At 66.0% G+C, this 12,927-nt stretch carries 16 protein-coding genes; 9 read left to right on the top strand and 7 right to left on the bottom strand.

What is annotated here, in order from left to right; all coding sequences use genetic code 11:
* The first annotated feature begins 82 nt into the window (after positions 1 to 82).
* Together NJQ44_RS02890 and NJQ44_RS02885 are read left to right on the top strand one after the other, a co-directional pair.
* Complete coding sequence (locus NJQ44_RS02890; RefSeq protein ID WP_254273184.1) at positions 83 to 790, top strand: hypothetical protein; 708 nt, start codon at positions 83 to 85, stop codon at positions 788 to 790.
* Positions 791 to 821: 31 nt separating this feature from the next.
* The gene (locus NJQ44_RS02885) at positions 822 to 3,014 is read left to right on the top strand and encodes an amino acid permease (RefSeq protein WP_254273183.1); all 2,193 of its coding nucleotides are present in this window, start codon (positions 822 to 824) and stop codon (positions 3,012 to 3,014) included.
* Between the two features lie 46 nt (positions 3,015 to 3,060).
* On the opposite strand, the gene NJQ44_RS02880 is transcribed toward NJQ44_RS02885, so the two are convergent.
* The 3 genes from NJQ44_RS02880 to NJQ44_RS02870 all read right to left on the bottom strand — a co-directional run bounded on the left by NJQ44_RS02880 (position 3,061) and on the right by NJQ44_RS02870 (position 5,260).
* On the bottom strand, positions 3,061 to 3,465 hold the full coding sequence (locus NJQ44_RS02880) for a hypothetical protein (protein ID WP_254273182.1): 405 nt from the start codon (positions 3,463 to 3,465) through the stop codon (positions 3,061 to 3,063).
* A 189-nt stretch (positions 3,466 to 3,654) separates the two neighbouring features.
* Positions 3,655 to 4,680: an NADP-dependent oxidoreductase gene (locus tag NJQ44_RS02875; RefSeq protein ID WP_254273181.1), complete on the bottom strand. Its 1,026-nt coding sequence runs from the start codon at positions 4,678 to 4,680 to the stop codon at positions 3,655 to 3,657.
* A 148-nt stretch (positions 4,681 to 4,828) separates the two neighbouring features.
* Entirely contained in the window at positions 4,829 to 5,260 is a 432-nt protein-coding gene (locus tag NJQ44_RS02870) for a DUF8005 family protein (RefSeq protein WP_254273180.1), read from the bottom strand.
* 52 nt (positions 5,261 to 5,312) lie between these two features.
* Here NJQ44_RS02870 and NJQ44_RS02865 point away from each other — a divergent pair, with 52 nt between their 5' ends.
* Entirely contained in the window at positions 5,313 to 5,489 is a 177-nt protein-coding gene (locus tag NJQ44_RS02865; RefSeq protein WP_254273179.1) for an HVO_0416 family zinc finger protein, read from the top strand.
* A 79-nt stretch (positions 5,490 to 5,568) separates the two neighbouring features.
* On the opposite strand, the gene NJQ44_RS02860 is transcribed toward NJQ44_RS02865, so the two are convergent.
* Positions 5,569 to 6,054, bottom strand: coding sequence for a helix-turn-helix transcriptional regulator (locus NJQ44_RS02860; protein ID WP_254273178.1), 486 nt, complete (start codon positions 6,052 to 6,054; stop codon positions 5,569 to 5,571).
* 128 nt (positions 6,055 to 6,182) lie between these two features.
* Between NJQ44_RS02860 and NJQ44_RS02855 the strand changes: the two genes are divergently transcribed.
* The 4 genes from NJQ44_RS02855 (at position 6,183) to NJQ44_RS02840 (ending at position 9,151) form a co-directional block, all read left to right on the top strand.
* Positions 6,183 to 6,533, top strand: coding sequence for an ArsR/SmtB family transcription factor (locus tag NJQ44_RS02855; protein WP_254273177.1), 351 nt, complete (start codon positions 6,183 to 6,185; stop codon positions 6,531 to 6,533).
* Between the two features lie 63 nt (positions 6,534 to 6,596).
* Positions 6,597 to 6,854 carry a DUF7521 family protein gene (locus NJQ44_RS02850; RefSeq protein WP_254274368.1) on the top strand — a complete coding sequence of 86 codons (258 nt, stop codon included), beginning with the start codon at positions 6,597 to 6,599 and terminating at the stop codon, positions 6,852 to 6,854.
* Between the two features lie 223 nt (positions 6,855 to 7,077).
* Complete coding sequence (locus NJQ44_RS02845) at positions 7,078 to 7,230, top strand: DUF7563 family protein (RefSeq protein WP_254273176.1); 153 nt, start codon at positions 7,078 to 7,080, stop codon at positions 7,228 to 7,230.
* 79 nt (positions 7,231 to 7,309) lie between these two features.
* Complete coding sequence (locus tag NJQ44_RS02840; RefSeq protein WP_254273175.1) at positions 7,310 to 9,151, top strand: UvrD-helicase domain-containing protein; 1,842 nt, start codon at positions 7,310 to 7,312, stop codon at positions 9,149 to 9,151.
* A 6-nt stretch (positions 9,152 to 9,157) separates the two neighbouring features.
* Here the strand turns inward: NJQ44_RS02840 and NJQ44_RS02835 are convergent, their stop codons facing one another.
* Positions 9,158 to 10,273 carry an RNA ligase gene (locus tag NJQ44_RS02835; RefSeq protein WP_254273174.1) on the bottom strand — a complete coding sequence of 372 codons (1,116 nt, stop codon included), beginning with the start codon at positions 10,271 to 10,273 and terminating at the stop codon, positions 9,158 to 9,160.
* Between the two features lie 84 nt (positions 10,274 to 10,357).
* Here NJQ44_RS02835 and NJQ44_RS02830 point away from each other — a divergent pair, with 84 nt between their 5' ends.
* Positions 10,358 to 11,032: an RNA ligase partner protein gene (locus tag NJQ44_RS02830; protein WP_254273173.1), complete on the top strand. Its 675-nt coding sequence runs from the start codon at positions 10,358 to 10,360 to the stop codon at positions 11,030 to 11,032.
* Here the strand turns inward: NJQ44_RS02830 and NJQ44_RS02825 are convergent.
* Entirely contained in the window at positions 11,029 to 11,277 is a 249-nt protein-coding gene (locus NJQ44_RS02825; RefSeq protein ID WP_254273172.1) for a DUF7533 family protein, read from the bottom strand. The genes NJQ44_RS02830 and NJQ44_RS02825 overlap by 4 nt on opposite strands.
* Before the next feature lie 87 nt (positions 11,278 to 11,364).
* Here NJQ44_RS02825 and NJQ44_RS02820 point away from each other — a divergent pair, with 87 nt between their 5' ends.
* A complete protein-coding gene (locus tag NJQ44_RS02820) occupies positions 11,365 to 11,853 on the top strand; it encodes a metallophosphoesterase family protein (RefSeq protein WP_254273171.1) in 489 nt (162 codons plus the stop codon).
* Here the strand turns inward: NJQ44_RS02820 and NJQ44_RS02815 are convergent, their stop codons facing one another.
* A complete protein-coding gene (locus NJQ44_RS02815) occupies positions 11,854 to 12,927 on the bottom strand; it encodes a type II glyceraldehyde-3-phosphate dehydrogenase (protein ID WP_254273170.1) in 1,074 nt (357 codons plus the stop codon).

Raw genomic sequence — 12,927 nt, 5'->3', positions numbered from 1 at the left:
GGTGGCTGTCTGCTCCGGGGTCACAGGTCCGGTCGAAATCCGCCGAACGATTGAAGCGAGACGAGAGTGATAGTCATCCTATATGAAGGGCGTCGGCGAACTAACAATCCTCGTCCCGGTCGACATCTCGGAGGCTGAGCCGCCGGCCCTCGACGTGCTCGACGGCCTCGGTGCCGTCGAAGTGGTCATCCTCGGCTACTTTCCGGTCCCGGATCAGGCCGAACCAGCGCTGCTCAGAGACCAGTACGGTTCGACGGCCGCGGACCGTCTCGACGCGCTCGCGGCCGAGTACGGCGCTTCCGACGGGGTGCTCGTGTTCACGCACGACCGGGAGGCGACCATCGACCGCATCGCCGACGAGTACGGCTGTAACGCGGTGTTGACGGGGGGCCGTGCGACGGCCGCCAACCGCGTGCTCGTCCCGCTCCGCGGGGACGTGAACCTCGACCGTATCCTCGGAGTCGTCGCCGACCTGTTGCTGGCGGGCCACGAGACGGCCACCCTCTTTCACTCGGTCGCGGAGGACGCCGACTCGAGCCACGGCGAGCTACTCCTCATGGGTGCAGTCGACCGACTAGTCGAGTACGGTGTCGACCGCGACCGAGTCGACTGGCGGCTCACAGAGGGTGGTGACCCGCAGGCGGATATCGTCGAACTCGGGGCGGAGTACGACATCGTGGTCCTCGGCGAGACCGAACCGTCGCTCCGCGAACAGATAATGGGGGACGTCCTCTCGGGTATCGTGGACGCGCTCGAGGTCCCGGCGCTCGTCGTGAGGGACGTCGAATGAGCCGCCTCCCCACGCGAACGGAGCGCGACTGATGAGCGGTGAGGGCGGCGAACTCGAACGGACGCTCGGCTTCGTCGAGGCGATGACGCTGGGCGGGGGAACGATGATCGGTGCCGGGATATTCATTCTCCCCGGCATCGCCGCGGAATCTGCCGGCCCCGCGAGTTCGATATCGTACGCTATCGCGGGTTTCGTCGCCCTGCTGGCGGCGCTCTCGCTCTCGGAGCTGGCGACCGGGATGCCAATCGCCGGCGGGAGCTACCACTACGTCAACCGCGCGCTAGGCGGGCTCTTCGGGGCCGTCGTCGGCTGGGGGATGTGGACGGGGCTGATGTTCGCGAGCGCGTTCTATATGATCGGGTTCGGGCAGTACCTCGTCGAACCCATCCCCTTTCTCGACGGGCGAGCGTTCATCGTCGGGCTGGGGCTGGTCGGGTTGGTCCTGCTTCTCGGGGTCAACTACTACGGGACCGAGGAGTCCAGCGCCTTCCAGAACGTCACCATCGGAACCGAGACGGCGATTATCCTCGTGTTCGTCGCCGTCGGCGTGTTCTACATCGACCCCGGGAATCTGGAGCCGTTCGCTCCCTTCGGTCCGAGGGGCGTCGTCGCAACGACCGGTATCGTCTTCATCTCGTTTCTCGGCTTCGAGATTATCGCCACCGTCGCGGGTGAGATAAAGAACCCCAGTCGTATCATCCCGCTGTCGATGATTCTCTCGGTCGTGCTGGTGACGATACTGTACGTCCTCGTCATGCTCGTCAGCACCGGCGTGGTCCCGTTCGAGTCCCTCGGAGACTCGCCGATTCCGGTCTCGGACGTGGCCGTCGTCTACCTCGGGTCGGCGGGGGTGGTCGCCATCGTCTTCGCCGCAATCATCGCGGCGATATCGAGTTCGAACTCCTCGATACTCGCGGCCTCACGGGTCATCTACGCGATGGGGAGAGACGGCGTCGTGACCGACTGGTTCAACGCGAGCCATCCGCGGTTCTACACCCCCCATCGCGCTATCGCGGCGACAGGTGGTATCACGGCGATACTCATCCTCGTCGGGCTCGAAGTGGAGACTATCATCGCGCTGCTGGCAGAGGCGGCGAGTTTCAGTTTCCTCGTCGCGTACTCGCTCGTCCACGTCTCGCTGGTGGTCTTCCGACGGGCCGACCCCGACGACTACGACCCCTCGTTCGCGCTCCCGCGACCGCTGTACCCGGCGGTCCCAGTCCTCGGCGTCGTGTCGTCGCTCGTCGTCGTCTCCCAGATGGCGAGCGTCGTCGTCGTCATCGGGTCGGCCATCGTCGGCTTCGGCGTCCTCTGGTACGCGACCTACACCCGAGGGCGCGTCGTGAGTGAAGGCCTCCTCCGGGAAGCGATTCGCGGACCGCCAGCCGAGCCGTTCCGCGTGGTCGTCCCGGTCGCGAACCCGGCGACACAGCGCGGCCTGCTCCGGCTCGCGGCGGCGAGTGCCCACGCCAACGAGGAGCGAGGGACACCCGAACTCGTGGCAGTCAACGTCACGCCGGTCGAGCACCCCTCGGCGCTCCAGAACGTCGAGGCAGACCGCGCAGACCACCAGCGCGACCTGCTCAAGAACGCCCACGACATCGCGACGGAGATGGACGTGACCCTCCGGACCAAAGCGGTGGTCGCCCCCGACGTGGGCGAGGCGATACTCGACGTTATCAGGGAGGAGGCGGCCGACGAGGTCATCCTCGGCTGGGACGGGACACTGGACCGGGACGGGTACGTCTTCGGCGAGACGGTCGACCCGGTCGTCGAGCAGGCCCGGTGTGACGTCTCGGTGGTCGACCTCAGGAGCGAGACCATCGGTGAGCCAGTCGCGCTGGTCGCGCCGGGACCCAACGCGCCGGTCGTCGCACACCAGGCAGTCGAATTCGCGACCGTCGACGGCACTGTCCCGACGCTACTGAACGTCCAGTCTCCCGGCGGCGGACCCGACTCGGACGCCGAGGAGCGAGGGCGTGCGGTCGTCGCGGACGCGGCCGGGGCGGCCGGACTCGAACCCGGCGAATACGACGTCGAGGTCGTCGTCGACGACGACGTCGGGCAAGCGGTCGTCGAGGCGGCCCGTCGGTACGACACCGTCTGTGTCGGACTCTCCGGTCGGTCCGAAGGGGCTCGGACGCCGTTCGGAACAGTGACCGAACGGACCGTGAGCGACGTCACCGGCAACGTCGCCCTGATACGCGGTTCGAACGCGAGCTAACCTCGCCTCCAGTTCCTCGTCGGGAGGCGGACGGCCGACCCGTCGCTCAGGTCACGACTGGCGTATCCGAAATCCACCCTGTCTCCCATAGTTTGTCGCCGTCAGCGGTGACCCGAACCAGACGGTCGGGCGCGTTCTGCCGGTACTGGCCGACCAGTACGGAGTCGTCGTATCTCCACGCAACGACGTTCGGCGTTGCTAGCTGCCCGCTCAAATCGGGGAGCGACCAGAGCCGTGTCAGGTCGACACGCTGGGCTGCGGTGGTCGTGTTCGCCGTGGTTCCCGTGTCAGTACGACTCTGTTCCGTGTTCGTCACCGTCGGGTCTGCCGTGGCCTCGTCTTCCGTAAGTCGGAGACAACCGGTCAGTGACGCCACCGACCCCCCGAGAACCGTCCCGAGAACTGCTCTCCGGGACGTGACCGGAGTACCGACGTTCGGTTCGTCGACCATTCGCTTAGCAGGTTAGTTCCGAGGGACAAGATGCATAGAATACCGGAAAGGTTTGCCTGGCAAGCGACCTAACTCGGCACACATCCGAAAGTGTGTCTGCCGTTCTTGTGCGTTCTGGACTCGTCCGGCAGACGTCGGACGTCCGGCCGGTTCCCGACGAACCGGTCGACTCGTTGCCAGCGCCGCGGGCTACGAAGACTGCTCTCGTTCGGCGACGTGGACGAGTTGCTTCCCGATGTTCTCGCCCTCGAAGAGGCCGAGGAAGGCGTCGGGTGCGTTCGCCAGCCCCTCGGTTACGGTCTCTCGGTACGTCAGGTCGCCCGACCCCACCCAGCGGCCGAGTCGTTTGGCCGCCGTCTCGAAGCGGGGTTCGAAGTCGCTCACGAGGAAGCCCTCGACGGTGGCCCGCCTCTGGATGAGTTGGCCGAGTTTCCGCGGGCCGACGGGTATTTCCTCGTCGTTGTACATCGAGATTTGGCCGCAGACGGCGACGCTCGCGTCGACGTTCAGTCGGGTGAACACGGCGTCGGTTATCTCGCCGCCCACGTTGTCGAAGTAGGCGTCGACGCCGTCCGGCGCGGCCTCGTCGAGCGCGGCGCGGTAGTCGTCGGTCGTCTTGTAGTTGATGCAGGCGTCGAAGCCCAGTTCGTCTTCGACGAAGGTGACCTTCTCGTCGGACCCGGCGAACCCGACGACGCGTGCGCCCTGTAGTTTGGCGAGTTGCCCGGCGACGGACCCGACGGCGCCCGCCGCACCGGTGACGACGAACGTCTCGCCAGCGGACGGCTGGGCGACCTCGCGCGTGCCGAAGTAGGCGGTCAGCCCGGGCATCCCGAGGACGCCGAGTCGCGTCGAGAGCGGGGCAACGTCGGGGTCGACCGGCGTCAGTTCCGCACCGGGGGCGGTGGTGTAGTCGGCCCAGTCGAGTTCGCCGGTGACCACGTCGCCACTCTCGAACCCTGCGCCGTTGGACGCGACGACTTCGCCGACGACGCCGCCGCGGAGCGCGTCGCCGACGGCCCACGGTTCCGCGTAGGACTCGCCCGCTCGCATTCGGTCGCGCATGTACGGGTCGACGGAGAGATACAGCGTCCGGACGAGCGCCTCGCCCGGTCCGGGGTCCGGAACTCGCTCTTCGGCCAGTTCGAACGCGTCGTGCGTCGGTGTTCCCTCGGGACGTTTCGCCAGCCGATAGACGCGGTTCGTCTCGGACATCGCCGACCGTACACGGGAGGGACCGAAGAGGGCATCGGAAGAGGGGAGAACCACCGGTTGAAAGTTTATTCGGCGGCGTCGGCGCCACATCGAACGGCAGAGGGCGCTCTCGTCTCACTGACCAGTGCGCCAGCGACACGCGACCGCTTCAGTACAGCTGTCGTTCGCGCTCTTCGCGCTCTTCTTCGTGCTCCTGCTGGGCCTTCTCCGCGCGACGGCCCACCGAGAGCGAGGAGGCGTTCGAGGCGACGACCGGAACCATCGTCGACGTAAAGCAGAGCATCGTCCGCCCCTTCTCCAACGAGTTCCCCACGCAGGAGTCGTTCGTCGTCGAACTCGACGGCGGTCGAAGGAGTTCCTGGAGGACTTCGAGGCGACGCGCGTCACGTTCGAAGGCCTCGTGGACGCGATCTGAGGCGGTCCGCCGACGGCCGACGGCCGACGGCCGACGACAGTCCCGGAGGCGTCTCGGCGGTCGCGAGACGACAGGCGTGACCGCCGTCGGAATCGAATTTCTCGAAAACGCACGGTACACCCCGAGAGCGCTCCCGGCGGCGACGGCTATCGTGTGGGGCGGCAACGTTTCTCAGTATCGGTAGCTCTAAATACTGGTGTGCTATACCATATCATGTATGGCGACCGCACCGAGTGGAGACGACATGTTCGACGAATTCCTCTCCCAACGCGGCCACGAGGTCGAGACGACGGGTTGGGAGGAGAACTATAACAAGAAACAGTGTCCGGACTGCGGCGGCCTTCACGAGACAGCGGCGAGCGAGTGTTCAGTGTGCGGGTGGACACCGGTATAAGCGGCTACCCAGCGCGTAGCGGTTTTTTCGGGTGAAACGGAACGCCGTCCAGCGGCGCGTCGCGTGACCCCACCGACGACTACACCGAATCGAGCGACGCGTAGAGGAACAGTCCCGCGCGGAAGTGGTCGTAGGCGGCCTGTTCGATGCGGTCGGCCGCGGTCGCCGTGTCGTCGACGGCGTACTCTTTGGTCTGGACTAACTCGTGCATCGCGAGCATCCCGTCGGCGTCGAGGTCGTGGAGTCGGGGATACACCGTGCCGGGACTCAGTTGCGCGTCGAACAGCGTCGCGAGGTCGGCCATGAGGCGTGACCCGTGCGTGCCGCCGTTCATCGCGACCAGTGCGAGCAGAATCTCGTCCAAACTCTGGGTCACGAGGCCGTCGTCGACGTCGAGGTCCCCGGCGGCGACGTCCTCGGCGGCCGACGCCAGCAGTGTCTCGGGGACGCCGTGGTCCCCGCTGGCCGTCGAGTCTGGGCCCGCGGCGAGCGGCGTCAGTCGGTCGATGGTGCTGTCGGTCGTCGAGTCGGTCCGTACGCGACGGAGGTTGTTGCCGGACATCATCTCACCCGAAGGGTCGTCACGGCGAGGGGAAGCGCCGTGACCACATATAAACCCGTCAGCGTGTTCTGAGCGTGAAGTCACCCCGGCGCTCGAAAACGCTTATGTGACCTGCCGAGAACGCATTGACAGTGGCAGAGGACAAGAGTATCGAGGAGATTCTCGACACAATCGGGGACCAACACGCGAGACGGGTGTTGGCAGCCATCAGCCGGGACCCGCACTCCGCGAAGGAACTCGCCGAGGAGTGCGACCTCTCGCTGCCGACGGTGTATCGCCGCATCGAGATGCTGGACGAGTACGACCTCGTCACCGACCACACCCTCGTCGCCGAGGACGGGAATCACTACAAGGTGTACGAGTCGAACTTCGAGTCGACGGTCATCTCCTTGGAGGACCAGGAGTACAAGGTCCGCATCTACCGCGAGGAGAATCTCCCGGACCGGTTCGGCCAGTTGTGGGACGAACTGAATCCGGAGTGAACCGATGAGGTGGTGGTGACCGTGGTCGACGTGATTCCGATTGCCCGGGGGGCACTCGTCCTGATGCGGATGGTCGTGTTCGGCCTGACGCTGGGCATCACGCTCATCAGTTTCCAGGCCTACCGGAAGCGCCCCTCAGAGCGCCTGCAGTACGCCTTCGTCGGGTTCGCGTTCATCAGTATGGGCGTCGCCATCACCAGCGTCATCACGCAGTTGAGCGCGGGCGACACCAGTCCGCTCGTCGACGTGTTCTTCCAGATGGCCGAGACGATTCCGTTCATCGTCGGCTTCGCGATGCTGTACGTCTCGCTGTACCGGTGACCGAGGCCCGCCGTGACGGCGCTCCGCGTCGCCGAAACGCTGTCGATGCCCGGAGAGCGAGACCCGGACGGCGTACCATCGCCCGGCCGGGAAATCGACCCACGTCCGGTGATACCGCGCCGCGGTAAGCCGTCGTGACACCCAGTAATTATTTATTACATTATGACAATAGGCGAGAGTGTGCTGTTCGTTCGGCTGGATGACAGCACCGGAGATAGAGGGTATGCCAGAGTGCCAAAACTGTGGGTCCTTCGTAACGAAGGACTACGTCCGCGTGTTCACGCCGTCCGAAACCGACGCCCCCCGGGTCTGTCCCTCCTGCGAGGACATGATTAGAGACGGGGCAGACGTTCGGGCGGCGCGGTCGACGCGGTAGCCGTCGCATCGACAGTCGAGTAACCCCCGGTTTTTCCAAAGCACGTCGTTTATTGGTGCGGGGGCCTACTACATGTGCAATGACTGATTCGACCACCGAGGTTATCCGTCTGTTCGGTGGGCCGGGAAGCGGGAAGACCACGGCACTGCTGGACCGAGTCGAGGGCATCCTCGAAGAGGACGACGTCGACTTCCGGGACGTACTGGTCGTCTCGTACACGCGCGCCGCGGCCGCCGAGATTCGTGACCGCCTCGCCGAACGACTCGACGTGAGCCCGCGGGCGCTCCGCGGAAACGTCTGTACGATGCACGCGAAGGCCTACGAACTGCTGAACCTCTCGCGTGGCGACGTGGTCGGCGAGTCGGACAAAGAGGAGTTCTGCGACCAGTTCGGCCTCGACTACGAGGACGAGTACGAGGGGTCCCGTCGACGGTCGGCCCGGTCGACGACGCTCGGGAACAAGATTATCGCGACGAGTCAGTGGCTCCAGCGGACCCGCCGGGACGTCTCGGACTGGTACGACGTGCCGTTTAAATGGGACGACGAGGAGGTCCGTCTCCCGCCGGAGATAGACGACAACGCCCAGACCGGCAACAAGTACACGCCGACGTGGCCGACCGACGACGACCGCGTGGACGTGCCCAACGCCATCCGTGGCTGGCGGACCTACAAGGGCGACAACGACGTCATCGGCTTCGCCGACATGCTCGAACGCGTCGCCCAGCGCTCCTTGCTCCCGAACGTCGACTACCTCATCATCGACGAGTTCCAGGACATCACGACCCTGCAGTACGACGTGTATCAGGAGTGGAAGCCCCACATGAAGCGGGTCCTCATCGCGGGCGACGACGACCAGGTCGTCTACGCGTGGCAGGGCGCGGACCCAGACCTCCTGCTGGAGGAGGACGTGACCCAGGACGAGATTCTGCCCAACTCCTACCGACTGCCCTCGCGCATCCTCAACGTCGTCAACCGCGAGGTGCGCCACATCGAGAAACGCCAGGAGAAGGACCTGAATCCGCGTAAGGAAGGCGGCCGCGTCGAAGCGGTCCAGAACCCCTCGATGTTCAACCTCGTCCGCAACGTCAAGGGCACCGTCGAGCAGTCCGACGAGACGGTGATGGTGCTGTTCCGGGCGCGCTACCAGATGTTCCAGTTCATCGACGAGTTCATCGGCGACGGCATCCCCTTCTCCTGTCTGACCGACCAGCGGATGTGGACCGACCGCCTGACCCAGTACGTCAACGGCGTGGAGGCCATCGAGAACGACGAATCGCTCTCGCTGCTGGAGGCGCGCCGCCTCGCCGATATGCTCGTCGACTCCGCCTTCGGGACCGGCGAGCGCGACGACTTCTTCGACGCCTTGGAGGACATCGAGGACGACAGCGTGGAGGACGACATCGCCGAAATCGAAATCGAACCCGACGTGGTCACCGACCACGTCCCGTTCGCCCCCGACACTGCGTCGGCCTCGGACATGCTCCGGAAGGTGACCAACTTCCAAGAGCGGACCGTCGACGCTTACTTCAAGGGCGACTACCGCGGGATGGACCCCGACCGCGTCCGCCTCGGGACGATTCACTCCGCGAAGGGGCGCGAGGCCGACCACGTGTTCGTCGCCACCGACCTCACCGAGAAAGTGGTCGAGCAGATGGCCGCCACCGTCGACCAACAGGGCATCGAGGTGCCCGGTGTCGACGAGTTCACCAAACACACGAGTCCGGTCCCGACCCTGACCGACAACGAGCGCCGCGTCTTCTACGTCGGGATGTCCCGTGCCCGCGAGCGCCTCGTCCTCATGGAGAATCTCATCGACGGCGCGCCGACCCTCCCCATCGACGTGTTGCTGGAGAACGAACCGAGCGACCGCTCCATCGACGAACTGCTGGACGAGGCAGGCGACGCCATCGTCGCCGACTGAGACCGACTACTCGTCGACGGTCCCGCCGCCCAAGTAGTACCGCGTCGTATCCAGCGTCGACCGCGCGACCTTCGTAAAGCGGACGACGCGCTCCCCGCCTTCGATGTCGTCTCGCTCGACGACCAGTTCGAGTCCTCGGTCCTCGAAGTACGACAGTAACGCGTCGAGTACCGCCGGGTCCGCCCGGACGGTGTGGGTCTCGCCGACCGGAGCGCCGTCTTCGACGGCCCGAATCGTCTCGACGGCGGGGCGCAAGATTGCCTCGCCGAGTTTCTGTGCGCGTTCGCGCGTCGCTTCGGGCCGTTCGTCGAACTCCACGGCCTGAAACGCCTCGCGCATGACCCGGGTGAACAGGAACGACTGGCCGTAGTCGAACGGGAGCGAGAAGGCGTGCTCGAGGTCGGCGCGGTGGATAGCGCTCGTGGTGTACTTCAGCGCTCGCTCGCCGTCGGCGGACTTCAGCACCACCCCTTCGCGGCCGCGGGCATCGAGGTCGCGGACCGCGACCATGGCCGTCGCGGCCGCCGCCGCGGGCGAGAACGTGCCGTAGTGCCGAACCGCAGCGAAGTCGTAGGCGACGCAGATATCACGGCGGCGCTCGACCGGCATCGGGTCGCCGGTTTCGCGGTGACGGACGTCGAAGACGTAGAAGGCCGCGTTCTCGACCTCCGGGTAGTCGTGGTCGGTGTACGGGTTCTCGGGGCCGACGAGTTCGCCACAGAGCATCCGCTCGGGGAAGTCGTCGAAGAAGTCGGCGGTGTCGACCGCTCGCTCCACGTGGGCGGTCGTGTACGGGCAGACGAACCCGCTCCGCGTGAACGCCATCACGTCGCCGTCGATTCGGGCGACGCGGACGTTGTAGCCGTTGAGTTTCTCCTCGACGGCGACCGGGCCGTCGAACCGCTGATCGACGGCGGGTTCGAGGACGAGGGCGCGCGACATCGACGGGTAGCCGCGAACGACCACGTCGCCGACGATAGCCGTCCCGCGTTCGACGCCGTGGCGAGCGTCGGACAGGTGGCGGTAGCGCCGCCCGCGAAACCACCGCTGGTGGAAGTGTTCCAGCAGGTCCGCGACCGCGGTGTCACCGAGGTCGAAGACGGCAGCCCAGTCGCGAGCCATGCCTCTAATTGTTGCCGTAATGACTAAAACTGTCGGTCGGGATACCGACAGCATACCTTTGTGCACAGGCGGTCTACTCCCGGTATGGCAGACCGTCCGCTCAAGCAACGGTTCGTCCTCGACACATCGCTGTTTCTCACGACGGAGATTCGCGGGTCGGACCAGGACGTGGAGACCGCATGTCGGGACCTCCTGGAACTCATCGCGGCGGCCAAGCAGATACACAACATCTCGTGTTACATGCCGCCGTCGATCAAGTCGGAGTTGACGACGATGCTGGACGACCGCGGGGTCGACGACGACGTACTGACGAAACTCGACACGTGGGTCATCACCAAGTCACCGGCCCACCACGAGGTGATGGTTCCGGCCGACCTCGTCTACAAGTTCATCGACGAGATGTCCGACCGGGTGGACCGCGGCCTGCGCGTCTCCGAGAAGGCCGTGCGAAAGGCCGAGGAGTCCCGCGCGGAGACCGTCGAGGAACACGACCACATGACCGCCGTCGACAAGGTCATCTCGGACCTGCGCGACGAGTACCGCAACACCCTCCGCCGGGGCGTCCTCGACTCGCGGGAGGACTTCGACTTGCTGATGCTCGCGAAGGAACTGGACGCCGGTGTCGTCACGGAGGACCAAGGCATCATCAACTGGGCGGAGGACTTCGGGCTTCGATACTTGAAAGGCCGGAACTTCCCGTCGCTGTTGACCGAGTACCTCGCGGCCGACGACCCCGACCGCTGGCGCTCGGAGCCTTAGTCCTCGTCGGTCGAGTCGTCGGTCTTGACGACCGCGCCGACCGTCTTCTCTGCGACCATCCCGGGGAGGTCCGTCGGCGTGGTGAGGTACTGCTCGACGAGAATCAGCCCCGCGGCGACGCCGAGGTAGACGCCGCCCATCACGAGGTCGCCGCGGACGACGTGCTCGAACCCGAACAGCGCGATGGGGGCCGCGAGGACGAGGACCGCCGCGAGTCCCAGCGTGTCGAGGATGCCCTGTGCCATTGCGCACCGTTCGCCGCTCGGCGACAAAAGCCCCGCGGATACGCCCTCGGGGGTACGTTCTTGTGGCCGCCCGGAGAACCCTCTCTCATGCAGGTCGGTATCGTCTCCGATACGCACGACAACACGGGACTGGTCGCCGAAAGCGTCGAGACGTTCGAGCGCCACGGCGTGGAAACGGTCGTCCACTGCGGGGACTTCGTCGCGCCCTTCTCCGCGTCGCCGTTCGACGGCGACTGGGACTTCTACGCCGTCCGCGGGAACAACGACGGCGAGTGGGCGCTCGAATCGACCGTCGCCGAGTTCGGGACGTATCTCGGGGAGATGGGGGAACTGACCCTCGGTGGCGAGGAGTTCGCGGTGTATCACGGCACCAGCGGCGCTATCGTCGACGCACTGGTCGAGTGCGGGACCTACGACTACGTCTGTCACGGACACACGCATCAGGCCGGGACGGAGGAGTACGAGGGGACGGTGCGAATCAACCCCGGCGGCATCGCCATCCCGCCCGCGCCGGACCCGTTCTCGGTGGCGACGCTGGACACCGACAGCGGCGAGTTACGGTTCCACGAACCGTAGTCAGTCGTCGGCGATGCTGTCGGCCTTCGGAATCTCGCCCTCCTCGTGTTGGACGAGGCCGCGGCCGACGCCGAGGGCGTCGTTGGTCCGTTCGATACTCTGCCGAGCGCTCGCGGTCCGTTCCGAGAGCGCCCGGACGGCGTCGATGTTCTCGGGGACCACGTCGGCCTCCTGGTGGATGGCTTGGAACAGGTAGAGGTCGCGGCCCTCGACAGTGACCGATTCGGCCCAGATGCAGTTCTCCCACACGTCGCCGCGGGGGCGGCCCGCGTCGCGTGTGTACTCTTTGAGTTTACCCGCCCCGTCGATGCCCAGCGTCTCGGGGATGAGGAACAGGCGGGACTCGCGAGACAACAGCGAGCGGACTTCCTCGGCGCTCGGGGCCGACTCCAGCGTGACGTTGACGCTGTGGGTGTGCATCTGCGTCGTCGGCACCTTCATCCCCATCGTGTCGATGTCGAGGTCGGGGAACACCGTCTGCACGTCCGGCCCGTGGTGGGAGGGAATCTCGACGGGGTCCGGTAGGGTGTCGTTGATGGGGCCGCGACTCGTCTGGCCCGGGTCGCCGCCGCGGCGGACGAGCGTCACCCGCGCCTTCTCGATGCCGTAGTTCTCTTCGAGGGGGGCGAAGAGTCGCGAGAGTCCCGTCGTGTTACAGGAGACGACGCGGGCGGTGTCGGCACCGACGGCGGTGTCGTAGTTCGCGCGGGCGACGAAACTCACGTCGGCCACGTCGGGCGATTCGCCGCCCTGGAAGATGGCGGGCGTGTCGTGGTCCGCGTAGAGGGTGGCGTTGGTCGCGCCGACGCCGCCGGGCGTCGTGTCCACGACGACGTCGCTGGCCTCGACGAGGTCGTGTACCGCCCCAGCGGTCGGGAGGTCCGCGTCGTGGAAGGCTTCTCGGCCGTCTTCGCTCGCGGCGTAGAGGTCGTAGCCGCGGTCCCGTGCGATGGTTGCTTCAAAGTTCGGAGAGCGTTTTGAGACGCCAGCGACCGTCATATCAGGCTGGACACGCACCGCGTCAGCGACCCGCTTGCCGATGGTGCCGAAGCCGTTGATGCCCACGTGGAGCAT

The organism is Haloarcula marina, assembly GCF_024218775.1.
GTDB lineage: Archaea > Halobacteriota > Halobacteria > Halobacteriales > Haloarculaceae > Haloarcula > Haloarcula marina.
The sequence above is the reverse complement of the archived record's forward strand: the minus strand, read 5'-3'. Positions and strand labels throughout refer to the sequence as shown.